At 32.6% G+C, this 24084-nt stretch carries 25 protein-coding genes, 1 pseudogene and 2 riboswitches; of the genes and pseudogenes, 18 read left to right on the forward strand and 8 right to left on the reverse strand.

Going from position 1 to position 24084, the window contains the following annotated elements:
- Nucleotides 1–373 precede the first annotated feature (373 nt).
- Entirely contained in the window at nucleotides 374–913 is a 540-nt protein-coding gene (locus tag QWC74_RS05565) for a 2'-5' RNA ligase family protein (RefSeq protein WP_006783936.1), read from the forward strand.
- A gap of 17 nt (nucleotides 914–930) precedes the next feature.
- On the opposite strand, the gene QWC74_RS05570 is transcribed toward QWC74_RS05565, so the two are convergent.
- Nucleotides 931–1356: a hypothetical protein gene (locus QWC74_RS05570; protein ID WP_006783937.1), complete on the reverse strand. Its 426-nt coding sequence runs from the start codon at nucleotides 1354–1356 to the stop codon at nucleotides 931–933.
- Nucleotides 1357–1473: 117 nt separating this feature from the next.
- Here QWC74_RS05570 and QWC74_RS05575 point away from each other — a divergent pair, with 117 nt between their 5' ends.
- The 8 genes from QWC74_RS05575 to QWC74_RS05610 all read left to right on the forward strand — a co-directional run bounded on the left by QWC74_RS05575 (nucleotide 1474) and on the right by QWC74_RS05610 (nucleotide 9157).
- Nucleotides 1474–3702, forward strand: a complete 2229-nt coding sequence (locus tag QWC74_RS05575; RefSeq protein ID WP_006783938.1) for a beta-glucosidase — start codon at nucleotides 1474–1476, stop codon at nucleotides 3700–3702.
- A gap of 70 nt (nucleotides 3703–3772) precedes the next feature.
- Complete coding sequence (locus QWC74_RS05580) at nucleotides 3773–3895, forward strand: hypothetical protein (RefSeq protein ID WP_006783939.1); 123 nt, start codon at nucleotides 3773–3775, stop codon at nucleotides 3893–3895.
- Between the two features lie 238 nt (nucleotides 3896–4133).
- Nucleotides 4134–4238, forward strand: a riboswitch (NiCo riboswitch).
- A gap of 99 nt (nucleotides 4239–4337) precedes the next feature.
- On the forward strand, nucleotides 4338–5261 hold the full coding sequence (locus QWC74_RS05585; protein ID WP_006783940.1) for a cation diffusion facilitator family transporter: 924 nt from the start codon (nucleotides 4338–4340) through the stop codon (nucleotides 5259–5261).
- Nucleotides 5262–5316: 55 nt separating this feature from the next.
- Nucleotides 5317–5850, forward strand: a complete 534-nt coding sequence (locus QWC74_RS05590) for a GNAT family N-acetyltransferase (RefSeq protein WP_006783941.1) — start codon at nucleotides 5317–5319, stop codon at nucleotides 5848–5850.
- Between the two features lie 94 nt (nucleotides 5851–5944).
- Entirely contained in the window at nucleotides 5945–6610 is a 666-nt protein-coding gene (rpiA, locus tag QWC74_RS05595; protein ID WP_050775603.1) for a ribose 5-phosphate isomerase A, read from the forward strand.
- A gap of 1 nt (nucleotide 6611) precedes the next feature.
- Nucleotides 6612–7583, forward strand: a complete 972-nt coding sequence (locus QWC74_RS05600; RefSeq protein WP_006783943.1) for a Gfo/Idh/MocA family protein — start codon at nucleotides 6612–6614, stop codon at nucleotides 7581–7583.
- 13 nt (nucleotides 7584–7596) lie between these two features.
- Nucleotides 7597–8436: a MurR/RpiR family transcriptional regulator gene (locus QWC74_RS05605; protein WP_006783944.1), complete on the forward strand. Its 840-nt coding sequence runs from the start codon at nucleotides 7597–7599 to the stop codon at nucleotides 8434–8436.
- Nucleotides 8437–8593: 157 nt separating this feature from the next.
- Nucleotides 8594–9157 (forward strand): DUF5780 domain-containing protein, encoded by a 564-nt coding sequence (locus tag QWC74_RS05610; RefSeq protein ID WP_050775604.1) that lies wholly within the window; start codon nucleotides 8594–8596, stop codon nucleotides 9155–9157.
- A 297-nt stretch (nucleotides 9158–9454) separates the two neighbouring features.
- On the opposite strand, the gene QWC74_RS05615 is transcribed toward QWC74_RS05610, so the two are convergent.
- From QWC74_RS05615 to QWC74_RS05630, 4 genes are all read right to left on the reverse strand, one after another.
- Nucleotides 9455–10594 (reverse strand): 5-methyltetrahydropteroyltriglutamate--homocysteine S-methyltransferase, encoded by a 1140-nt coding sequence (locus tag QWC74_RS05615; protein ID WP_006783945.1) that lies wholly within the window; start codon nucleotides 10592–10594, stop codon nucleotides 9455–9457.
- Nucleotides 10595–10855: 261 nt separating this feature from the next.
- Nucleotides 10856–11938: a hypothetical protein gene (locus QWC74_RS05620; RefSeq protein WP_040763802.1), complete on the reverse strand. Its 1083-nt coding sequence runs from the start codon at nucleotides 11936–11938 to the stop codon at nucleotides 10856–10858.
- Nucleotides 11939–11950: 12 nt separating this feature from the next.
- Nucleotides 11951–12757: a hypothetical protein gene (locus QWC74_RS05625; RefSeq protein ID WP_006783947.1), complete on the reverse strand. Its 807-nt coding sequence runs from the start codon at nucleotides 12755–12757 to the stop codon at nucleotides 11951–11953.
- 4 nt (nucleotides 12758–12761) lie between these two features.
- Nucleotides 12762–13454, reverse strand: a complete 693-nt coding sequence (locus QWC74_RS05630) for an ABC transporter ATP-binding protein (protein ID WP_006783948.1) — start codon at nucleotides 13452–13454, stop codon at nucleotides 12762–12764.
- Nucleotides 13455–14454: 1000 nt separating this feature from the next.
- On the opposite strand from QWC74_RS05630, the gene QWC74_RS05635 reads away from it, so the two are divergent.
- The 8 genes and pseudogenes from QWC74_RS05635 (at nucleotide 14455) to trxA (ending at nucleotide 20833) form a co-directional block, all read left to right on the forward strand.
- Nucleotides 14455–14748 (forward strand): deoxynucleoside kinase, encoded by a 294-nt coding sequence (locus QWC74_RS05635; RefSeq protein ID WP_006783949.1) that lies wholly within the window; start codon nucleotides 14455–14457, stop codon nucleotides 14746–14748.
- Nucleotides 14749–15494: 746 nt separating this feature from the next.
- Nucleotides 15495–17330 (forward strand): annotated as a pseudogene (gene ltrA / locus QWC74_RS05640) (group II intron reverse transcriptase/maturase).
- A 72-nt stretch (nucleotides 17331–17402) separates the two neighbouring features.
- Nucleotides 17403–17813: a deoxynucleoside kinase gene (locus tag QWC74_RS05645; RefSeq protein ID WP_006783951.1), complete on the forward strand. Its 411-nt coding sequence runs from the start codon at nucleotides 17403–17405 to the stop codon at nucleotides 17811–17813.
- A gap of 18 nt (nucleotides 17814–17831) precedes the next feature.
- Nucleotides 17832–19007 carry a NupC/NupG family nucleoside CNT transporter gene (locus QWC74_RS05650; protein ID WP_006783952.1) on the forward strand — a complete coding sequence of 392 codons (1176 nt, stop codon included), beginning with the start codon at nucleotides 17832–17834 and terminating at the stop codon, nucleotides 19005–19007.
- 170 nt (nucleotides 19008–19177) lie between these two features.
- Nucleotides 19178–19765, forward strand: a complete 588-nt coding sequence (locus QWC74_RS05655; protein WP_006783953.1) for a DUF2975 domain-containing protein — start codon at nucleotides 19178–19180, stop codon at nucleotides 19763–19765.
- Nucleotides 19766–19780: 15 nt separating this feature from the next.
- Complete coding sequence (locus tag QWC74_RS05660) at nucleotides 19781–19990, forward strand: helix-turn-helix transcriptional regulator (protein ID WP_170837698.1); 210 nt, start codon at nucleotides 19781–19783, stop codon at nucleotides 19988–19990.
- 129 nt (nucleotides 19991–20119) lie between these two features.
- Complete coding sequence (locus QWC74_RS05665; protein WP_006783955.1) at nucleotides 20120–20410, forward strand: helix-turn-helix transcriptional regulator; 291 nt, start codon at nucleotides 20120–20122, stop codon at nucleotides 20408–20410.
- Nucleotides 20411–20524: 114 nt separating this feature from the next.
- Complete coding sequence (gene trxA, locus QWC74_RS05670) at nucleotides 20525–20833, forward strand: thioredoxin (protein WP_006783956.1); 309 nt, start codon at nucleotides 20525–20527, stop codon at nucleotides 20831–20833.
- Between the two features lie 159 nt (nucleotides 20834–20992).
- On the opposite strand, the gene QWC74_RS05675 is transcribed toward trxA, so the two are convergent.
- The 3 genes from QWC74_RS05675 to QWC74_RS05685 all read right to left on the reverse strand — a co-directional run bounded on the left by QWC74_RS05675 (nucleotide 20993) and on the right by QWC74_RS05685 (nucleotide 23376).
- Nucleotides 20993–21499, reverse strand: coding sequence for a pyridoxamine 5'-phosphate oxidase family protein (locus QWC74_RS05675; protein ID WP_006783957.1), 507 nt, complete (start codon nucleotides 21497–21499; stop codon nucleotides 20993–20995).
- 155 nt (nucleotides 21500–21654) lie between these two features.
- On the reverse strand, nucleotides 21655–22092 hold the full coding sequence (locus QWC74_RS05680; protein ID WP_039930904.1) for a hypothetical protein: 438 nt from the start codon (nucleotides 22090–22092) through the stop codon (nucleotides 21655–21657).
- A 93-nt stretch (nucleotides 22093–22185) separates the two neighbouring features.
- Nucleotides 22186–23376, reverse strand: a complete 1191-nt coding sequence (locus tag QWC74_RS05685) for a cation:proton antiporter (protein WP_006783958.1) — start codon at nucleotides 23374–23376, stop codon at nucleotides 22186–22188.
- 65 nt (nucleotides 23377–23441) lie between these two features.
- A riboswitch (Fluoride riboswitch) is annotated at nucleotides 23442–23500 on the reverse strand.
- 111 nt (nucleotides 23501–23611) lie between these two features.
- Here QWC74_RS05685 and QWC74_RS05690 point away from each other — a divergent pair.
- The gene (locus QWC74_RS05690) at nucleotides 23612–24001 is read left to right on the forward strand and encodes a hypothetical protein (RefSeq protein WP_006783959.1); all 390 of its coding nucleotides are present in this window, start codon (nucleotides 23612–23614) and stop codon (nucleotides 23999–24001) included.
- Nucleotides 24002–24084 lie beyond the last annotated feature (83 nt).

Genomic DNA, 24084 nt, shown 5'->3' on the forward strand with positions numbered 1-24084 from the left:
TAAAATAACAGTGTAACAGTCTAGTTAAAACCAAGTAGTTCTTGGTGAAATGGGGATGGGTTCTCAGTACTACGTAGACGAATTTTCATAGTTATCATCGATTGGTAGCTCTACAGAATTTTAAGGTAAAATGCTTTTAAATAAAACTGAGGATGAGGTTAAACAAGATGTTGAATTTCATTTGAAGATGAATTAAAGTTTGTATTCGTTAGAGTAGCTGTTTGATATGGCAAGATGTATTTATACGTTTAGAACGGGAAACATTATAGCGAAGATGTCTGTTTTAGAGTGGGCGCTTGAGCTTTTGGGTGATGACGTGCAACCATTCATTTTCGAATCAATTAGAAGTTGAATGACTGAGGAGGTGACTGTAATGGATGATAAAATTTACTATCTCATTGGCTTATTTGATGAAGTAACTAATGAACAAATTCAAAATATTCATCGAGAGTTATCAAATCATGAAGTTCCATCTTCTTCAATGTGTCCACACTTAACGTTTGGTTCTTGGACGAATGTGGATCTAAATTTGTTATGCCATTGGCTTGAAGAAGTATGTGAAAATCAAGAAGAGATTCAGATTAATTTTAATCATCTTGGTTTATTTTCATTAAAAGTTTCTTTTTTAGCACCCTATGTTTCTAAACAGTTAATAGAGTTTCATGATAAAATTCATGAACGCTTTGAAGAGTATTGTGGACAGATGGGATATAATTATACTGCTAAATCTAATAATTGGGTTCCTCATGCAACCCTTGTTTTGGATGAAGAAGAGGCTGTATTAAGGTCATTACCGGTTATTGCAGAAGCTTTTGTGCCGTTTAGTGGGAAAATTACATCGTTATTATTATGTGAGTTTGGAACATTCGAGGAAATAAAGAAATTTAAATTAAAACAAAGCATGGAGGTTTAGGCCTCCATGCTTTGTTTTTATAGGGCATTTTCTTTGTTAGTTGATGCATCAAAATAATATTTTAATAATTGTTCAATTTCACTTTGAGTTAGCTCTTCATTGTTTGCTGGGGTTGAAGATTGATTTTGAGATGTATTTTTAGGTGAAGTTTCTATACGAATCATAGGGCTATAAGATTGCTTAGTGGAGACTGTACTTAGATAGGCGTAGTTAAATAGTTGTGAGACTGAGAAAGTTAAGAGACATGAAATGATAGCCACTGCTAAAAAACTAAATATTAGTGAACGATTATTGCTTCGACAGTTGTTTAGTATGTTTTTTATCTCTGTTTTTAAAGTGGATTGAATGGTTACTTGATTTATCATCTCATGAGTTGTTTCATCTGCTCCCTCATGTGTCATAGCTAGTGATTCATTTGAAATATCTTCCTTATAATCTTTCATAAAAATACCTCCAATAGTTTAGATGTTAACCTAAAAATAACATAAGAACCTTAAAATTAAATTAAATAATCACAGGCATACTTGAATATAATTTCATGAGATGAAGGAGGATTGAAAATGAGGGATATAAAACAACTTATTAATCAAATGACTCTCCAAGAGAAAGCAGGAATGTGTTCAGGACTTGATTTTTGGCGTTTAAAATCAGTTGAACGATTAGGAATTCCCAAGGTGATGGTTAGTGATGGCCCACATGGGTTACGTAAACAAAAAGATGGCGCAAGTGATGTAAATGACAGTATTAAGGCAGTTTGTTTTCCAGCCGGGTGTGCAACAGCCTGTTCATTTGACCGCGATTTACTCTATAATCTTGGTATTTTACTTGGTGAGGAATGCCAAGCAGAAAATGTTTCAATCTTGTTAGGTCCAGCGGTGAATATTAAACGTTCTCCCTTATGTGGACGAAATTTTGAATATTTCTCAGAAGACCCGTATTTGTCATCAGAGATGGCTTGTAATTATATTCAAGGTGTTCAAAGTCAGGGTGTTGGAACAAGTTTGAAGCACTTTGCTGCTAATAACCAAGAGTCACGCCGTATGACAGCAAGCGCTCAAATAGATGAGAGAACGTTGAGGGAAATTTACTTAGCTAGTTTTGAGAATGCTGTTAAAGTAGGAAAACCATGGGCAGTGATGTGTTCTTATAATCGAATTAATGAAGTCTTTGCTTCTGAAAATAAAAAGCTATTAACAGATATTTTAAGACATGAGTGGGAATTTGACGGATATGTGATGAGTGATTGGGGAGCTGTTAATAATCGAGTAGAAGGATTAAAAGCAGGTCTTGATTTAGAAATGCCAGGAAGTCATGGAACAAATGATAAATTGATTATTGAAGCTATTAATAAAGGGATATTAGATGAAACGACTTTAGATGAGGCTGTTGAGCGAATTGTAACGAAGATTTTTGAATTTGTGGATAACCGACAGGATGCTATTTTTAATCGAGATGTGCATCATGAAGCAGCAAGAAAGATTGCAACGCAGAGTGCGGTGTTGTTAAAGAATGATGGGGTTTTACCACTAAATAAAGAGGCCAAGATTGCTTTTATTGGGGCGTTTGCTAAGAGTCCTCGTTTTCAAGGAGGGGGAAGCTCGCATATTAATACGTATAAAGTTAGTAGTGCACTCGAAGCGGTGTCAAATGTGACGTCGGTAAGTTATGCACAGGGATATGAGTTAGACGTCGATCAAATCAATGAAGAGTTAGTTCAAGAAGCGATTCAAGTTGCTAAATCTTCAGAAGTGGCTGTGATTTTTGCTGGATTACCCGATTTTTTTGAGTCAGAGGGTTATGACCGGACACATATGCAACTTCCAAATTGTCAAAATGAATTGATTAAAGAAGTAGTGAAGGTTCAACCAAATACGGTTGTCGTGTTACATAATGGATCACCAGTCGAGATGCCATGGATTCATGATGTTAAAGGGGTTCTTGAGATGTATTTAGCTGGTCAAGCGGTTGGATTGGCGACAATTGATTTGTTGTTTGGGCGCGTAAATCCAAGTGGAAAGTTAGCCGAAACATTCCCCTTAAAGCTTTCAGATAATCCATCATATTTAAATTATCAAGTTGTGGATGATTTAATTCATTATCGCGAGGGAATTTTTGTAGGATATCGATATTACGATAAAAAAGAAATGAATGTTTTATTCCCATTTGGATATGGATTAAGTTATACAACATTTGAATATCATGATTTAGTTTTAAGTCGAAAAGAAATGTTAGATACGGATGAACTTGTTGTTAGCTTGAAAATCACGAATACAGGAGCGGTAGCAGGAAAAGAAGTGGTTCAACTTTATGTGAGTGATTTAACTCATCTGACAATTCGTCCTATAAAAGAGTTAAAAGATTTTGTGAAAGTTGAGTTACAAGCGGGAGAGACAAAAGAAGTTCAGATGACACTCGATAAACGAGCTTTTGCTTGGTATAATGAAACTATTTCAGATTGGTATGTAGGCACTGGTGAGTATGAAATTTTAATTGGAAAATCTTCAAGAGAGATTGTTTTAAAAGATGTCATTAAAGTCCAAAGCACAGTGGAGTTACCATTTAAAGTCACAGCAAATACAACGTTTGGTGACTTAATGAAGCATGAAACATTAAGACCTATTATTGAATCCTTAGCTAAACAGATTGATATTTCTAATGTAGGGCAGGAGATAGACTTCAATCTTGAGCTAATTCAGGATACACCACTTCGTGAACTTCGCACTATTCAAAATATCGATAATGCAATGATTGAGTATTTAATTCAAACATTTAATCATTATTTATCTTAATTTTTTGAATAAAAATTATATAAAATACAGAAATTAGTCATGTAACATATTCTTAAAGGAGGCGGCTTATATGAAGCTAGCACCTGGAGAGTTACATAATTTAAAACAATTAACAATGAAGCGTTGTAGTCATTTAACTAACCAGGCTTTATATAAAGATAATGCTAAAGTTAATGCTACTAAATCTAGCTGATACTAGTACGTTTCGTTTAGAAACAATGGCTTTTAGTTTTCTTTAATGTAGTACAGAGGAGATATATCGCGATGATATATCTCCTTTTTTATATTCAATTAGGTTCCGTCTAAAATATTTAAATTAATTTTCATTATCAATTAGAGTATTTAATTGATAAAATATCAGTTTTTATATTCACAAATAAACTCAATTTGATTAATATATTAATATAACTCTTTGCACTGCATATAAATCTACAGTACAAACTGAACAGGCAGCGACTAAGTCGTGTGGCCGGGTTGCTTAGCAACAGCAGATTTAATTATTCATATTGATGATAATTAACATCTGTGGGACAGTAAAATGTTTCACGGATGTTTTTTTATGTCCTTGTGAGACATTTTGCTCGTAAAACCATAGTAGTGAGGGTTATGAGAACGAAACTATGGGAGGATTAAGTATGAAGAAAAAAACTGATAAACAAATTGCTATGCGAGTATCAGCCGTCTCAATCATTGGAAATATTGCACTTTCTGTTATTAAATTACTTGCTGGTATTGTAGCTAATTCAGGAGCTATGATTTCAGATGCGGTTCATTCAGCATCAGATGTTATTTCTACATTTGTTGTTATTATTGGATACAACTTCTCAAGTAAAGGTTCAGATAAAGATCATCCTTATGGTCATGAACGTTTAGAATGTATTGCAGCATTATTTTTAGCAGCCATTTTATTTGCAACCGGTGTTGGAATTGGAATAGAAGGAATAAACAAAATTCTTCAAGGAAATTATGGAAACTTAGCGATTCCGGGAGCTATTGCACTTGTTGCGGCAGTTATTTCAATCGCCTTTAAAGAATGGATGTTTTGGTATACAAGACACGCTGCTAAAAAAATTAATTCGAGCTCTTTAATGGCAGATGCATGGCATCACCGTTCAGATGCTTTATCATCGGTTGGAAGCTTTATTGGAATCTTTGGAGCCAGACTTGGATTTCCAATCCTTGATCCAATCGCCTCAGTTATTATTTGTTTATTTATTTTAAAAGCAGCTTTTGAAATCGGACGCGATGCTGTGGATAAATTGACGGATAAAGCCTGTGATGATGAAACCATTAATGAAATGATTAAGTTAATAAAAGCTCAATCAGGTGTTATTAATATAGATGAAATTAAAACACGATTATTTGGAAATAAAATTTATGTTGATGTTGAGATTAGTGTAGATGGAAATCTAACACTTAATGAAGCTCATGATATTGCACAAAATGTACATGATGCTATTGAATCTAAATTTGAACACGTCAAACATTGTATGGTGCATGTTAATCCAGATACAACAAATATGACGTGCCATAAAAAAATTTCTCAAAGTGCCATGTAAGGCACTTTGAGAAATTTTAAACAGAGTATAATGAACTTAATCAAGGGGGGATTAGATGATTAAATTGAAGCATCTTTATATTAGAGAAGCAACGGTTACTGATGTGGAAACACTTGTGGTATGGTGGGCGACTGGTGAACTGATGCAACATGTTGGCTTTCCCAATGGGATTAGAACAAATATTGAAAAGTTAAGAACAGAACTTGAAATTCAAAAAGAGGATATTCAACCAACAAGTAAAAGATTTATGATTGTGAAAAATGATGGTTTTTCAATTGGAGAACTATCCTTTCATAATTTAGATCTTACGAATAAAAGTTGCGAAATCGGAATTAAGATATGTGAGCTTAGCGAACAAGGAAAAGGATATGGAGAAGAAGCGCTTCGAGGTTTTATTAATTATCTTTTTAGGACGTATGAGCTTCATCGTATTGAGCTTGATACGTTACTTGAAAATAAACGAGCACAACATCTTTATCAAAAAGTTGGTTTTAAGGTAGTAGGAGTTAAACGTGATGTTTGGCTTGATCCAGAAGGGAATTATCGAAGTGCTATGGTGATGGATTTATTAAGAAATGACTTCTATTAAGAAGTCATTTTTTTATCTAAGAAAATTAATTTCGTTATAATTATATTGACGAAATTATACTATCATATTATGATAAAGTTAAGTTAAGGGAGGAATGAAAGTGGATATTAAACAAAAATGTGCTAAAGAAGCATTGAAGCTAATTCCTAAGTCAGGGGTTATCGGACTTGGTGGTGGAAGTACGATTAGTTATTTAATTGATGAAATTAAGGAAAATAAATTGAACGTTCAAATTGTAACGCCTTCTGTAAAAACTAAAATGCTCTGTCTTGAAAAGGAATTAACCGTCCTTGATCCTATGGCAATTCATCAAATTGATATTGCTTTTGATGGGTGTGATGAAGTAGATGCTAATTTTAATGCTTTAAAGAGTGGCGGTGGCATTCATACACGTGAAAAATTAATCGCATCGATGTCAAAAGACTACGTACTGTTAATTGATGAAACGAAGTTTAGTGAGGTTTTAACGTTTAAGCATCCAGTAGTTCTTGAAGTACTTGAATCAGCGATTTCTTATGTTCAATACGAGGTTTTAAAACTTGGAGGCGTTCCAGTGATGCGTCATTCAAGTGCAAAAGATGGATTTACGATTACGGAGAATGGTCATTATCTAATGGATGTGACGTTTTCTCAAGTATCAGATATTAAAGAGTTAAATGTAAAGTTAAATGAAATCTGTGGTGTGATTGGGACATCATTATTTACAAAAGAAGTGACTAAGGTTTTAATTGTGGATCAATTAATGGCAAAGGAGTGTTAAAATGAAAAAATTAAATTGGGCAATTTTAGGACCAGGATTAATTGCAACTGAGTTTGCACAAGCCTTACTAAATGTACATGGAGAAATTTATGCCGTTGGATCAAGGACGTTAGAAAAAGCAGAAGCGTTTGCTAAAAAATATCAGGTACAAAAAGCTTATGGAAGTTATGACGAACTATTAGCAGATTCAAATGTGGATGTTGTCTATATTTCAACCCCTCATTGTAATCACTATGAATATATTATGAAAAGTCTTCACCAAAATAAGCATGTGCTATGTGAGAAGGCCATTACGGTGAGTAGCTCAGAGTTAAAAGAAATTACTGAGTTGGCAGCCACTAAAAATTTAGTTGTTTCAGAAGCGATGACGATTTACCATATGCCTCTTTATGAAAAACTGAAACAAGTTGTACAGACCGGAAAATTAGGAACTTTAAAAATGGTCAATGTATCTTTTGGGAGTTGTAAGGAGTATGATGTGACGAATCGTTTCTTTAGCCCAGATCTTGCAGGGGGGGCATTACTTGATATTGGAACGTATGCTTTATCATTTGCTCGTTTCTTCTTATCAGCACAACCTCATGAAGTGTTAACGACAGTTAAAAAGTTTGAGACAGGTGTAGACGAGCAATCAGGAATCATTTTGAAAAATGATGCAGATGAGATGGCGGTCGTGACATTAACGATGCGTGCTAAGATGCCAAAGCGTGGTGTGGTAGCAGGAGATTTAGGATTTATAACAGTTGATAACTTCCCACGTGCAACACGTGCCATGATTACGTATCTTGATGGAACAACAGAGGTTGTTGAAGCGGGAGTCGAGGCAAAGGCGCTTGAATATGAAATCTTAGATATGGAAAACTATATTTTAAATAACGGTGGAGATGATGTTCTTCAGTTATCAGTAGATGTGATGGATATTATGACTGATGTCAGAAATCAATGGGGAATTAAATATCCATTTGAAAAATAAGGAGTTTTACTTCATGACTAAAAATGTGTTAGATAAAATTTTTGCGGTGTATGATGATTTATATGAAGCAGAGAAAAAAATAGCAACATATATTTTAAACAACCAGGAACAAGTCATTGAGATGACCGTTTCTTCTTTAGCATCTGCGAGTGGAGCTAGTGAAGCAACCATTATCCGTTTTTGTAAAAAGTGCGGATATAAAGGATTTCATGATTTAAAGATGAATATTGCAAAACAAATGATGAATTCAGGTTCAGTTAATTCAAATGATTTGAATGTAAGTAATTTAAAACAATCACTAAAAAATATTTTAGATAATAAAGTAGATGAGCTAACTCAAACGATTTCTTTGATGGATGAAAAAACGGTTGAATCGGTCCTTGATTTATTAGAAAAAGCAAGAGTTGTACAATTTGCCGCTGTTGGAAATACGATTCCTGTTGCACTTGATGCAGCTTACAAATTTAATCAAATTGGAATTAGTGCGGTTGCCACGCCAATTCATGAAACACAACTTGCACTTACTTATACGTTAACAGAGCAAGATATTATTATTGTCATTTCAAATTCAGGAGCTTCAAAAGATTTAGTGACTCTTATTGATGCAGCTAAAAAACACAATATTAAAGTCGTTGGAATTACGAATCATGATAATTCTCCAATTGCTGTTCTTTGTGATTATCACATTACCACGTTCTCAAGAGAGCGTCTATTCTTCAATGAATACTGTTTCTCTCGCATATCTGCGATGACTGTCATTGAAGTGTTATTTCTTTTATTAACATCTAAAAAACGAGATGCCTATCAAATCATGAATCAACATGAGCAAGCAATGGCAGATGATAAAATATAAACAGAATCATCTATGTTTTCTTTTTGGTGCAAATTAGTATTATAAATAGTAACAATATGATAAAATGGTAAAATTATATATTTTTATAGGAAAAAATTATTAATCATGGTAAAATTATCAATGGGTAACAGAATTGAAGAGAATAGGTGGGTTATTTTTGAATATTTTTACTATGATAAATGGATGGGGATCCGCAATCAAATGTAGTACCAGGATTCCAAATTTTAATTTTAAAAATATAATTTTTGAAAAAAACAGACCAGATTTAGAAGAAACTACATTAGTACAATCATCATTTGATAATTTATTAATGCAATTACCTGTAACAATTATTAAAACAAAACATATTGTTAGAGATAAACAATGCAAGCATCTATATCCTGATATGTTACAGGCGATGATTAAAAATAAGACGTCTGTAAAGATTAAAGATGTTGTTGTAGCCTTTGTCGCATGGGATAAAGACAATAGTCCGGTTAAAATAAAAGAAAGTATTGACTTTGGTGACGGGGCTTATATTAAAACAGTTAACTATACAGATATTAATTTAATTCCTGGTGGAATATTTAAAGGCCAAAGAGGATTAGAAATTGATGAAAGTTGTGAAATAAACACATTCAAATCCATTGTTTTATCGTACACCAATTATAAAGAAGAAACATGGATTAATCCACAATTTGAAAAATTCTGCAGTCTTTATGAAGGAAAACAATTGAATTAATTGATTTAAGAATATTAAATAAAAATGCGTCCTTTTAATAGAGACGCATTTTTTTATGAGGTATTTATCAAAGATATAAAAAACCATGAGTGCCTCACGGCAGTCATGGTTTAGAAATAGGAGTGTAGAGCTATAAAAAGGAGGAACTTTAGTATATGGGTTGGATCACCAACCACTACTTATAGTTTCTACTAAATCCGACAAATTATTCAATTAAATTAAATAACACTTTTCTTATTAACCACAAATAATCAGAAAAGTGTTATTTTTATTTATGCACTTAAAAGAGGAACCTGGCTAAGCTAGGTTGAGATTTCCCCAAACTTTGTTCGCACTATCCACAACTAGTTTTAATTTGTTCCACTGATCCTCATGTGTAATAAGATTTCCTTCTTCAGTTGAGGCAAATCCACACTGCGGACTTAAACATAACTTATTAATATCCACATATTGAGATGCTTCTTTGATTCTTTCAATAATTAAATCTTGATTTTCAAGTTCGGCATGTTTCGTTGTAATAAGTCCAAGAACAACAAATTGGTCTTGGATGAAACGCAAAGGAGCAAAATCACCGTTACGGTCTGTATCATATTCAAGGAAGAACGCATCTACTTTCGCATTGCCAAATAAGATTTTGGCAACAGGCTCATAACCACCTGATGAAAACCAAGAAGAACGGAAATTCCCATGACAAACATGAAGCCCAATTTTTAAATCATCAGGACGATCCCCAATAATATCATTAATCAGATTTACACAATCAAAGCATAACTCATCTACATCAATTCCTTGATCAATGTAACCTTGACGATACTCTTTTGACGCAAACACACCCCAGCTCGTATCATCTAACTGCAAATAACGACACCCTAAGTCATAAAATGCTGCAACCGCCTTGCGATACGTCTTCACAATATCTGCACGTAATGCTTCATTACTTTCATAAACTGGATTTTCATTATATCTTGAGTCAATAAGTGCTCCTACCATATAAAGCATACTTGGTGATGGAATCGTCATTTTGGCAACATGATCACCTGCTATTGATTTTAAAAACTTAAAATCTTCAAGCATAGGATGATTAGTAAAATCTAATTTACCAGATACATAAACTGTTTCAGCCTTTGTATCCACATCATGAAAATGATAACCTTCTTCTACCTCATACTTTGTTACGCCATCTAATCCTTCTAGGAAATCTAAGTGCCACCAAGCACGTCTAAATTCTCCATCAGTTACAAACTGTAACCCTGCGTCCTTTTGTTTTTGAACTAATTTTTTAATCTCATCATTCTCAATATCGCGTAACTCATCATCAGATAAAAATCCAGACTGATGTAATTTACGGGCTTCCTTAATACTATCTGGTCGTAAAAAGCTTCCTACAACCTCCGCTCTAAATGGTGCTACATGACGTGATTCTCCTTTAATACCCATTATATTTTCCCCCTTTATTTTTAGCTCAAAAAAACACTAGAGAATCGTCCTCTAGTGCTTAATAGCGCTAATTAACATTCTCTTATCTACTGGGATTTAGGACAAGAAATTCACGCTAAGGGGTGAGCAACAGAACCCTTAGCTATCTTCCTATGGTGGATAAAAATATTATTTCTGAATGTAGTCCCTTCACTGCTCTTGATAAGAATATTTAATTTTCTTTAAAGGTATTTTAATACATTTACCAATATTTGTAAATATCTATCTTGCAATTAAGGTATAATTATCGATTAAACCTTGATCACTGCGAACTGCAATTTTCCCTTCAAACTTAATCTTATTTGTATTTGTATCTAAAATAGATAGATATTGAGTTGAATGACTTTGTTTATAAGCTATATAAAGAATATATAATTTATTGTCATGAGCAATGGTCTGTTCAATCCAGAAGTAATCGTACTGATTAAGTTCTTCTGTAAAACTTGGTGTTATGACCTCAGTAGAACTGATTGAAGCATCATACGTATAAATTCCTGAATCTGAAATTAAATATAGCTTATTATTTTTAACAATTAATTGATTTGGATAGATATTTAGGTTCAAGTCTATCGTTTTTGGTTCTTCGGTTTCTAAATCTAAAGACAGGAGTTGTAATTGATCTGAATGACTTGGGTATCCTGTCATGTATAACATTTTTCCATCTGTTGTAGCAGTTCCTGAATAATCACTTGATAATTCGAATTTAAAAGTTGTACGTAATGTATCAGGGTTGAATGTATAAACAAGAATTCGAGAATTAGAATTCATTCTTCCGTAAGTTGTTAAAATGTAATAATAGGTTCCGTTATAGTCTGTAATATATTCACTGTCTCGTCCTTCTTGGGATGAGAATTCCTTTAACGCTACAGTAGTCGTTGTAATTTGATTTGTCTTTTTATTTTTAACAGCTAGACGACTGGTTGCCACATCAGCTGAGTAGGGGAATGAGGTATCAAACTGACTTGTGATAACATAGTCATCATTTTCAAACGTTTTAGCCCAAGGAGCATTTCTGTAAAGTTCTCTATTATCTAACTTTTCATCATCCATTGAATAGAAATAATCATATGTTGTGGGTGACATTTGAAAAGTGTCACTCTCAAGTAAAACTTTTGAGTAATTTGATTGATCCGTTTTAATAATTCCTTTAAGTGCAACTCCATCTAGTTCACTTAGATTCCCACTAATATTTTCTATTTTAAAATCTTGATTTAATTCAACCCGTTTCACATTTGTCATGAACGCCAGAGATCCTAACGAAATAAGACTAGCTGTAGTTAATCCGATCATATGATATAGTTTCATCATTTCACCTCTTTAAATTGACACTTTTTTATTTAGTAGCCAAGTGCTGATACCGTAACTTAAGACAGTCCCAATTAGAACAAATCCAAAGTTTACAAAGAAACGCTCATCTACAAATAAAAATAGTGATTTAGTATATAGGAAGACTGCAATATTGGCAATTCCATAGAATATCCCGAAGATAATTCCAAATATTCTTTTTGATCGGTCACTTAAGACAAAGACAGAAATAAGACCAAACATTAATATAACGAATAGTAATTTATAGATAAAATCAGTCATCGTTAGTGGAAGTACAAAATTGATGAATTGTGATTGAAGTAAGGCCCCTTGCACTAAATGTTTTCCGGTAAGTCCATCAGGTAGTAATGTGTTTAGGAGTAGTGAACCAATACCTAAATTTAAAAGTACGATGGCGTAATAAACAAAGACTGATAGGATAATCACGATTAATTTTGATAATAAAATAGACGTTCTTTGTCCCTTTAAAGATAACAACATGTAGATTCGTTTTGAAGAACCAATCCATTCTTTATACCATAGATAAAGGCCTAGGCAGATGATGATGATAGCGAAAAGAATGAAGATTCCAATAATTAATATTTGATTATCGAGTATTGATGCTAGTGTAACATGACCATTATTTTGGACGTAGTCATCAATAGAGCTATCTAATAGAGTAGGAATTAATTTTTTCTTTAAATCACTAATTTCTTTGAAAAAGAGGCTTCCTGTTAGAACGGTCATCAAGGTAAATAATGAGATGAGCCACGGAATAATTTTTTTGACTTCGATTTCAATTAAAGTTAAAAGTTTCATGTTACTATACCTCACTATATAAAGTTCGCATTTTATCCACAATGCTTAAACCTTCGTTTTGAGCTTCTTCTTTTGAGAAGCTTGCAAAGACTTGACCGTCTTCAAGCAAGACGATATGATCAGCAATATCTTGAATTTCATCAATTTCATGCGTCGTAATAATGACTGTTTGACCGTCTTCTAAGAATTCTGACTTTAAAAGATTGATAAACGACTGGCGTGTGAAAACATCGATTCCACTGAAAGGTTCATCGAGTAATAAATAAGGAGCGTCTTGGCACATCCCAACAATGATATTAAAACGTGCTAAATTACCTTTTGATAATTCTTTTAGTTTTTTATCCGTTGGAACCTTGAAAAACTTTAACATACGTTCTGCTTTTTCGAGGTTAAAGTTTTTATAAAAGACTTGTGCAAAACTTAAGTTCTGTGGAATCGTCCATCCTAAATCATGAATTGGAATATCTGGAATATAAGCAATTTTATTAATGTTTTGTTGTGTAATAGGCTCTCCATCTACTAGGATTTTCCCCTTTGAAATAGGAACTAATCGCATAATTGCTTTCATCGTTGTACTTTTTCCAACACCATTCAATCCCAGTAAACAAGTAATTTCACCCTTTTTAAATTGAATGGATACATCATCTAAAACTGTTTTTTTACCATAACGCTTTGTGACATTTTGAAGTTCTAGCATCATAATCCTCCTTGATTTGTTGATGAAAGAATTATATCTGTTAAATTTTAAGAAATAGTTACCGAAAAAGTGAAGATATTCTTAATATCATCTTAAGAAATAGATAAGTTGTATGTAGTTGAAACTTGTATATGAACCGTAGGGGGATGTTAGTACGGAATGTATTGATTAGGTAATATGCTTGATACGAGAACATCACTAAAGCTCGTGTATGGTGGAGTAAATTTAACAGTATGCTTTGAAATATTTCTTAGATTATCTAAATTTAGAGTAACTAAACCCAATCTTAACCGTTCTAAATGAACTTGATATCAAAGTAGAAAAACCTATTTTTATCGCTACTAATGTATGCAATATTACTATGACGTGATAAGGATATAAAATTATTCATTAAAAGAATTAAAAAAGTACTAAATCATTGATCTAGCACTTTTTTAATTCTGCGAAGACGGCGACGTCGTTCATTCAGAAGATATCCAGTTAGTGTTGATATAAGTGTGATGAATGTAATAGTAAAGAAGGTAACCCAGCTATAATGAAGTTTAGTAGCTGTGTTTTCAATGAATAGCATGAGAACTAGGTTCACAAATAATAAAGAAACACTGGCACAAGATCCTAAAACACTAATTAAACGTAAATTTTTTAATAATACAATCATCACCAATCATCCTTTTTTAAAATTATAATAATTTTTCCTGTGGATAATGTGTGCATTTTCCTAAAAGGTACTTATAATATCTCATACAAGTAGAGTGAAATTTGCCGAATTTATACATTCAATTTACGCAATAAAGTTCACGAAAAAACAAATTGTGATTTATCCTAATCTCAATTTTAACAAGCTGTGGATAATATTTTATGGTGAAAATTGGTCGAAAAAAAAGATATATCGTTTAGAAATTTTATGTTAAGATTGTCTTTGTGTATTTTTTGAGATGTCGTAAAATGTCGGACTCTTGAAAAATTTTTTTTATGATTAAAAGAGAGGAAGAGGTGAGTGATGTTGATTACTATTGGAGCGATGATTGGTGCAGGTAAAACAAGCTTAGCCACACTTGTTGCAGATCATTTCAATTCAGATGTATTTTTTGAAAGTGTTGATGATAATCCGATTCTACCGTTATTTTATACGTCAACAGAAGAAGAGATTCAAGCGAATCGATATCCATTTTTATTGCAGTTATGGTTTTTAAATACTCGTTTTAAAAGTATTAAAGAGGCTTTAATACAAGATAATAATGTACTAGACCGTAGTATTTATGAAGATTGGTATTTTGGTGCGACTTGTTGCTAGACAAAGGGAAGCGAGGGTTTCCTACAAAACTAGCCTAATTATTATAGATTAATAATTAGAACTATTATTGCGAAGAGTAGAATGATAGGGTAACGCCTTGAAATGCTCTCTCAAAGTTACGATTAGCATAACATTGAGTGAACAATGGTGTGTTAAAAGCTCGTTAAAACGGACTAGGTATTACCGTAAGATGTGGTTAAACAAATCACAACACGAAAAGCGAACTAGAGGTAGTCGAGTAATATATGGTTCTAGAGTCCATAAACTATCTATGGTTAGGATGCTTGCTATAAATAGAGCTGACGAAGTTGGGAATGTAAGGGTCTAAAACCAGAACTTCTCGAAAGGGATGTATCATCTAAGTATGATTTTAGTGTGGGTGAGTAAGACTCGAAGTTATGAAAATCCATATAGTGTTACAGGCACTATCAAGCTAAAAGGCTCAGACCAACGACCTAAGGATAGATGTAAGGATAGCAATAATGGAACAAGGGAAGCATGGAATATGGAGTGTTCACTCACTATGAAGTATTAATAAGGAAATGTTAAACAACTATAACTTATTTTAATCCATGTGAAAGTGGTGGCATGAAGCTATGAAATATTTTGTAATGAAATATGAGCAATAGCCACTAGACAATTTGAAGTTAAAACTTTAGAAGTTAAATAATTTTAATCAAGGTTCGAGTAAGACTAAGAGATGTTGTAGAACTATCTGAAATTGAATTTCAGATAAGGAGACAGACTTGACAACTAAAATCTTAAAGAAACAGAAACTCAGGAACAACGAGTATTACGATATACAAGATGTTTTTGACAGCTTATACAGTGAGTCTCTAGAAAACAAAAACTTCACTAAACTTATGGAGTTAATTACAAATAGAGAAAATATCTTATTAGCATACAGAAACATCAAAAAGAATAAAGGTTCAATGACTAAGGGAACAGATGGCAGAGACATAACGTTCTACAGTAATATGCCACAAGATGTGTTTGTAAAACATATCCAAAATATGTTCCGAAATTATCATCCTAAAAGTGTTAGAAGAGTCGAAATCCCTAAACCAAATGGTAAAATGAGACCTCTAGGGATACCATGTATGGGGGACAGAATTGTACAACAATGTATCAAACAAGTTCTTGAACCTATATGTGAAGCCAAATTCCACAAACACAGTTACGGATTCAGACCGAATAGGTCGACACATCATGCTATATCAAGAAGTATGTCTTTAATAAATATGAACAAACTTCACTATGTGGTTGATATTGATATAAAAGGTTTCTTTGATAACGTAAATCACAGTAAATTAAAGAAGCAAATGTGGAAATTAGGAATACAGGATAAAAACCTAATCTCTATAATTGATAAAATTCTTAAATCAGAAATCGATACTGTTGGAGTTCCAACAAAAGGCACTCCACAGGGAGGTATTTTATCGCCACTTCTCTCTAACATAGTTCTTAATGAACTTGACTGGTGGATAAGTAGTCAATGGGAATCATTTCAGACAGACCATGACTACACAAGCATTAGAAAGAATGGATATGTAGACCAATCCAACAAATACAAAACAATGAAAACCACTAACTTATAAGAGATATGGCTCGTGAGATATGCAGATGACTTTAAAATATTCTGTAGAGACTATGAAACTGCTAACAAGATATATATAGCAACCAAACAATGGTTGAAAGAAAGACTCAGTTTAGAGATAAGTGAAGATAAATCGAAAATTACTAATCTCAAAACAAATTATACCGAATTTCTAGGTTTCAAACTAATGGCTAAACCAAAGAAAGGGAAATATGTATGTCAAAGTAGAATATCTGAAAAGGCACAAGATAGTGTAACTACAAAATTAAAACATCAGATAGTCTACATGAGAAGTAATTATGAATCTAAACAAGTAAACAAACTAAATGCTATGATTCTAGGAGTTCACAACTACTATAAGATAGCAACAAATGTCAGTTTAGACTTCAATAAAATAAATTACTTAACATCAATAACCTTACACAACAGATTAAAACAAGTAATTTCTGACAAACCTTCAACTTCCAAAGCTTTCAAAAAGTTTTATGGTAAGTATAAAGGAAAGATAAGAACAATTAGTAATGTAAGTATATATCCTATCAACGGAATATCTACATCACCACCAATGAACTTCACTCAAGAGATTTGCAACTATACAGTTACAGGTAGAGCGTTAGTGCATAAGAAGTTAAACAACGATTATCATCTTCTAGTCAGATACCTACTAAACAACGTTAGAGATTGTGAATCCACTGAATACAGTGACAACAGAATATCACTAATGATAGCACAAAAAGGTAATTGTGGTGTGACAGGAGAACCTCTTAACGTATGCGATATGCAATGTCATCATAAACTTCCTAAATCACAGGGAGGAACGGATGCGTATAAAAACCTAATATGGGTTAATGAAGATATACACAAATTGATACACGCAACTAAAGAGGAAACAATAAATAAATACTTACATAAACTAAAACTTAACGAGAAAAGTCTTGAGAAACTTAATTCTTTAAGAGAACAAGTTGGAAATTTAACTATTTAAATAATAACTGAAAATTGTTGGAACGCTGTATGAGCTGGAAACTCTCACGTACGGTGTGAAGTGGGGGAAAAGATGGAGATAACATCAAAGTCTTACCTATCACTATCTAAAGTTAATAAAGATTTAGGTCGTATTTCAGATTTAGAATTCAGTTTATATGAGAGTCTTTTAAATAATATGATGGAAGAATTAAACGAAATTCCAAAAAAATCACCAGATTTAATGATTTATTTATCGGGAAGTTTCGAAACTATTTTAAATCGTATTAAAAAACGTGGGCGTGAGTATGAATTAGATGAAGGATTAGTATCCTACTATTATGAGTTATGGAAAGGATACGATCAATGGATTTACGAGCATTATAAAGCAAGTGAAGTTCTTGTAATTAATATCGATGAATTTGACTATGTGAATAATGAAGAACATAAAATGAAAGTTTTATCCATGATTGAAGAGAAATTAAAAGAAATTAGAAGTTTATAACATCAAGTGGAGGGCAACATGAATATTTTGTTTAGTATATTAGCACTAGTATGTTTACTAGGAATTGCATTTATTTTATCAACAGATAAGAAAAGTATTAAAGTTCAAACGGTTGTAATGGGATTATTATTACAAATTATTTTGATTTTCTTCGTTATTAAAGTACCAGTTGGACAAGTGATTTTAGAAAATTTAGCAATGGGTGTAAATTCTATTGTTCAAATGGGAATGGAAGGAGTTAATTTCGTTTTCGGTGGAATTTCAGATAGTTACGTTTTTGCAATTAATGTCTTATCATTAATCGTCTTTACATCAGCTCTAATTTCAGTTCTATATTTCTTAAAAGTTATCCCATTTTTAGTTAAATATGTTGGAAAAAGTGTTGCCAAATTAATGGGAACAACAGATGTTGAGACATTTGCAGCTGTTGGAAATTGTTTCTTGAGTGGAACAGAGTCTCCGTTATTAATCAAACCATATCTTCCAAAATTAACAAAATCTGAATTGTTTGCTGTAATGGTTGGAGGATTTGGTTCAGCATCAGCTAGCATCTTAGCAGGATATGCATTAATGGGAATTGATATGAGATACTTATTAATTGCTGTATTTACAGTTCCATTTAGTACATTAATGGTTTCTAAAATTATGGTTCCTGAAACGGAAAAATCATTAACAGAAAATGCAGAAGTATCCGGATCTGAATCTGATAGTTTATTCGAAGCAATTTCTGAGGGAACAGGAAATGGATTAGGATTAGCTTTAAATGTAGGGGCAAGTTTAATTGCCTTCGTTGGATTAATTGCAGTTATTAATGCCTTCTTAGGATTATTCGATACAAATCTTTCACAGTTATTCGGATATGTTTTCCTACCATTTGCGTATTTATTTCATGTACCCTCAAATGAGGCTTTCACATTTGCTACATTAGTTGGAACAAAGTTTGGTATCAATGAGTTTGTTGCTTATGGAGACATGGTTAATGTTATGGGAGCATTATCACCTCGTACAAACGCTATTTTGGCTGTTGTATTATGTAACTTTGCTAACATTTCATCAATTGGAATTCAAGTTGGAGGATTCAATTCCTTCGCCCCAACACGTAAAAAAGAAGTTGCTAAATTAGGATTTAAAGCATTAATTTGTGGAACAATCGCTACGTTAACAACAGGAGCGATTTTAGGAATGTTTATTTAAATCGACAATCTGTTTCTAAACTTTATCGAAAAAAATCGTTACAAGTCGTAACGATTTTTTTTATGTCTTAAAACAAAAAAATATTAAAAATTTAATGATAAACGATAACTTTTTAATATTTTAAACATATAATTTTAGTGTAAGAGAAAAGAAAATTTGGGGTGAGCGTAATGAAGAAGTTAGCTAAGTATTTAGATTTATTTTTAAAGGTTGGTTTTTGGGTTTTAATTATTCTTAGTCCGCTAATGATTATCACGATGGTCGGAGTTGGAACTTTGATGAATAATCCAGCTATTCCTGATACTTTAAAATTAGAAACAAATTTTGTTTATCATGGATTAAGCTTTGTGATGAATTCAAATCTGGATAACTATAATTATATGTCATGGCTATCGGTCATTGAATTATTAATTGGAAATAGTGTCTTGTTATATAATATAGTTCAAATTAGAGGGATTTTAGCTGGGGTATTAGAAGATAATCCATTTAGTAAACAAATAATTAAATGTGTTAAAAAGTTAGCATATGGAATTATAATCGGAAGTCTTATCTTTTCAACTACACAAGCCATTATAAATTATTTATCACTAAATCATTTAAATATTTTAGAATCACTTTATCATGCAGGAATTGAAGTAAATTATACCTTTAATATTTTTGAAAACTCACTCATTGTGGAAGGGTTGTTAGTTTTACTATTAGCACATGTCTTTCAATACGGACTTCAGTTACAAGAAGAATATGATGCTACACTTTAAGGGAGGAAATGAATGATGGCCATTATAACAAGACTTGATCGGATGCTTGCAGATCGAAAAATGCATTTATCGGAACTTGCAGACCGAGTAGGTGTATCTATTGTTAATTTATCAAATTTAAAAACAGGTAAAGTTAAAGCAATCCGATTCTCCACTTTAAATGCGATTTGCAAGGAATTGAATTGCCAACCTGGAGATATATTAGAGTATACGGATGAAGATTAATTTTAATGCTTTAAAGATGTGAATAGAAATAGGTGATAAGTGAAAGGATTTTATAAAGTCTACAGTGCTAGAGAGATTGTGAGATGCATATCCATATAATAAGGAAAGGATAAAGAAGGATGTGAAGACATGTCTAAAGAAGAGATGATTGTTGATTTATTTAAATGTATCGGGAATCCGACGCGATATAAAATTTTAAAAGTATTGTGTGAGCGTCCTTTATGTGTAAATAAATTAAATGAAGCAGTGGGTTATTCGCAACCTAATATCTCTCAACATTTAAAACTAATGAGAATGTCTGGGATTGTGACATGTTCTAAAAATGGAATGAATATTTGTTATCAGATTGCGGATGACGACATCATAAAGTTGTTAGAATTGGCAGAAGATATTGTTTTGAAACAACGAAATAGAACATAATGATATAATGAAATAATTATCTCAACATTTAGATAACGTCAGCATACGATACTATATATTAACTATGAATATCATTATTCCGACAGAGGATAATGTTCCAAAGGAGAGAGTCTAGTGATTGAAATTAAAAATAATGAATTTAGATCAGAAATTGAAGATGGGATTGTTTTAGTTGATTTTTATGCACAGTGGTGTGGACCATGTCGTATGATTAGTCCAGTACTTGAGCAATTACATGAAGAATACGATGGAAAAGTTAAATTTGTAAAAGTTGATATCGATGTGAATCCGGAAACAGCAAAAGAATATGGAGTCATGAGTATTCCTAACTTATTAATCTTTAAAGATGGGGAGTTAGCAGATCGTTTATTAGGATTTAAGCCGAAACAAACCTTACAACAATGGATTAACAATTATTTATAAGCTAATGAAAGATTCATAAAGTAAAATCCATCTGTTTAGCTTTAATGAGTTTTTTAATCTGTGAAACACTTATCTACATATAGAATATGATTGAATAAAGAAGTCAATTTTATAAATAGCTAAGAAAAAGCGATAACTCTTAAAGAGTCATCGCTTTTTTTAACGCAAATTGTTGAGATTATAATATTTTCTACCGGTTACATTTCTTGTTCTTAGCACAATTCTTTTTAATTTTTTACCTGTTCGAACACAGGTATCCGAATGATGAATCTCAGCTCGCCCCATAGCAATCACACTTTTTACTCCATCTGGATTACGCCAATTAAATTCTAGACAGATTTTTGGGTTGCTCTCTAAGAACTCCCATTTCATTCCTTCATTATAAGTATAAAGAGTAAATGTATATTCTCCATCCGATTCTGTATAGCAATAACACATTGGAACAACGTAAGGTTGATTATCTCGAGGATCTACATCTCGAGACCCACTCGAAGAACTAGAGCTTCGACTTGAAGAACTTGAACTTCTAGTAAACGAACTTGAAGAACGTGTACTAGAACTATTATCATCAGCATTATAAGATAAGCCCAACAAGCAATAAGAAGCATTGTCTAATAAGTTATGAATTTCATTGCAAGTTAAATAGCGATATGTTACTGGCACCATGAGTATAATCACTTCCTATATAAAGTAGAACTCCTAAGAATTCTTCTATATCATATGCATTGAAATTTTTCTCAGTTAATTAAAACACCTAGTAATAAATAAAAACCTAATGATTCAGATATGAATCACTAGGCTAAGAGGTCTATAAACTAATTTTATCTTGAAGTATAGAATTTACGACCTGTAACACCATTCTCATCAGGTCGTATAGTTATTCTAGCTAAGCCATTATTTAGTATATCTACATCAGCAGTTCCTGTTACCATGACACTCAATCGACTACGAGAAGTATGATAATTGAATTCTAAACAAACTCTATCATTATCATTGATAGCATCGATTTTTTGTCCATGATTTAAGCTGTGTAAAGTGAAAGTATAAACATACTCATTATTTACACGTAAATATCGGTAGGTGTAATTCATAGGAAAAACAAGAGGTTGTACCTTTAAATTATGGGATTGACTAGAACTAGATTGAACAGAGTGGTTATAAGCAACTCCTAGTAAACAGTAGGGAGCATTATTTAGTACTTCGATAATTTCTGTTGTGGATAGGTTGCGAAAGTTTGGTATGTTAATTTGGGAGGCCATTAGTATAATCACTTCCTGTATACAGTAGAATTCATTATGAATCCTACTTTATACTATGTTGACCATTTTCGATTACCTACTTCAAACGACTATTTAATTTTCTGTTTTTAATAATTTATCACTCGTTAGCTTAATTCCAATCGCACCAATAGGAGCTGTAATTAAGACGCTTAATATTGCGATAGCTTGCATAATTTCACCGCCCACAACTCCCATCTGCATTGGAATAGCTGCTTTGGCAGATTGTACGGTTGCTTTAGGAAGATAAGCAATGACACAGAAAATTCTTTCTTTTAGTGAGAGATTAGTACCAATTAATGAAATTAGTACACCAATTGATCGAACAAATAATGAACAACTTAAAATCCCAACTCCGATTAAGAAAAATTCTCCGACGAGTGTTGGATTAATGGCCATTCCAACGAAGGCAAATAAATAAAGCTTTCCTGTTTTCCAGATAAGGTTCATTTTATCTAGTATGATTTTTGAACTATCCACAATGTAATTTCTAATAAAGAATCCAAAGACCATAACGGTTAATAAAGAATTAAAAATCTCAACGTGACCGTATTTTTCAACAGCGCGCATTGCTAAACAAAGACCGAAGGCAATCATCACTTTTAGATAGTCATTTGAAACGTGTTCAATAATCCCTCTTGTGAGTTTGAAAACAAGATAACCTACACCAATACTTAATACAAGTGTTACTGGAATCATAAGAAGTTGGGTGCTAATCGATCCTGTGTTGAAGTAGATTCCGAGGAATGTTGTAAACAAAGTGATGGCAATCGTATCATCGGCGCTCGCTCCAACGAGTAGCATCTGCGGAATTGCTTTATCTTGGCCAACGCGTCGATTAATTAAATCAATCATAGACGGAATCAAAACAGCAGGACTCACAGCTGCGATAATAAACCCTAAAATTGCCCCTTGAACGAAGCTAAATTTAAGAAGAAGCATCGACATTAAGGCAATTGTAAACCCTTCAAGTGTAGCGGGAACCGCACTTAATAAGATGGCGGGACGGCCAATTTGCTTCATTTGTGCTAAACTGATTCCAAGTCCACCGATAAATAATACGGCTACTAGGGCGATATCTTTGATGACTGGTGCTATTTTTAAAGTAGCTTGTGGCACAACGTTTAAAAATGCGGGTCCGATTATCATCCCAAAAATCATCATTCCAATTAAAGAGGGGAGTTTAATATATTCGACTAACTTCCCACTATAGTTAGCCAAAATTCCAATAATTATTAAACTGAGTAAAACAATCAATATTATCACGTTAATCCTCCTATTTCTTCTAACCACAAAAAAACTCCTACCCTTTAATCCACGACAAAAAAGATTAAAGAGTAGGAGTCATTAGCTTACGCGGTTAATGGCGAACTCCATCGCCTATTGATAACATTATTATATGAGAAATATAACCGTTTGTAAACACTAATCATCACATGATATAATGAAAGAAGTTCTTTAAATGCGACTTTTTTTGCTAAAAATCTATTGGAGAGAGAAGATGAAGAAAAAACTAATTAAAGACCAGCACATTATCTGGATGACGATGATTTTATCCATTTTAATTTTAGTATTTTATTTATTAAGCTATACAAAAGAGGCATGGATTTTATTTTTAATCATGTTTATTTTTGAAAGAATCATTACACCCTACACAGGAAAACGTTTTGAACATACTCTAGATCAATTAGGAGAAATACTCGATAAAGATTTAGATGAATCAGAATCGAAAAGAGTGTTAAAAGTGATTGTTAGTTTAATTGCTTTCGTCATTGTAGCCATTGGTATTTATATTTACGCTTTGATTTCTCATCCATTACTATTTACTATCTTAATGTTAGCAGAAATTATCGATAAAATAATAGAGAAATTCATCTTAAAAAGAGTTTAGCGATTTGTTAAACTCTTTTATATTAGCGAGGTCATCCTATGAATCCGAAGGCTCTTAGTTTTCCAAAATAATAGAGTAATATT

It is taken from the genome of uncultured Turicibacter sp. (assembly GCF_938044715.1).
In the GTDB taxonomy this organism is placed as follows: Bacteria; Bacillota_I; Bacilli_A; order MOL361; family Turicibacteraceae; genus Turicibacter; species Turicibacter sanguinis.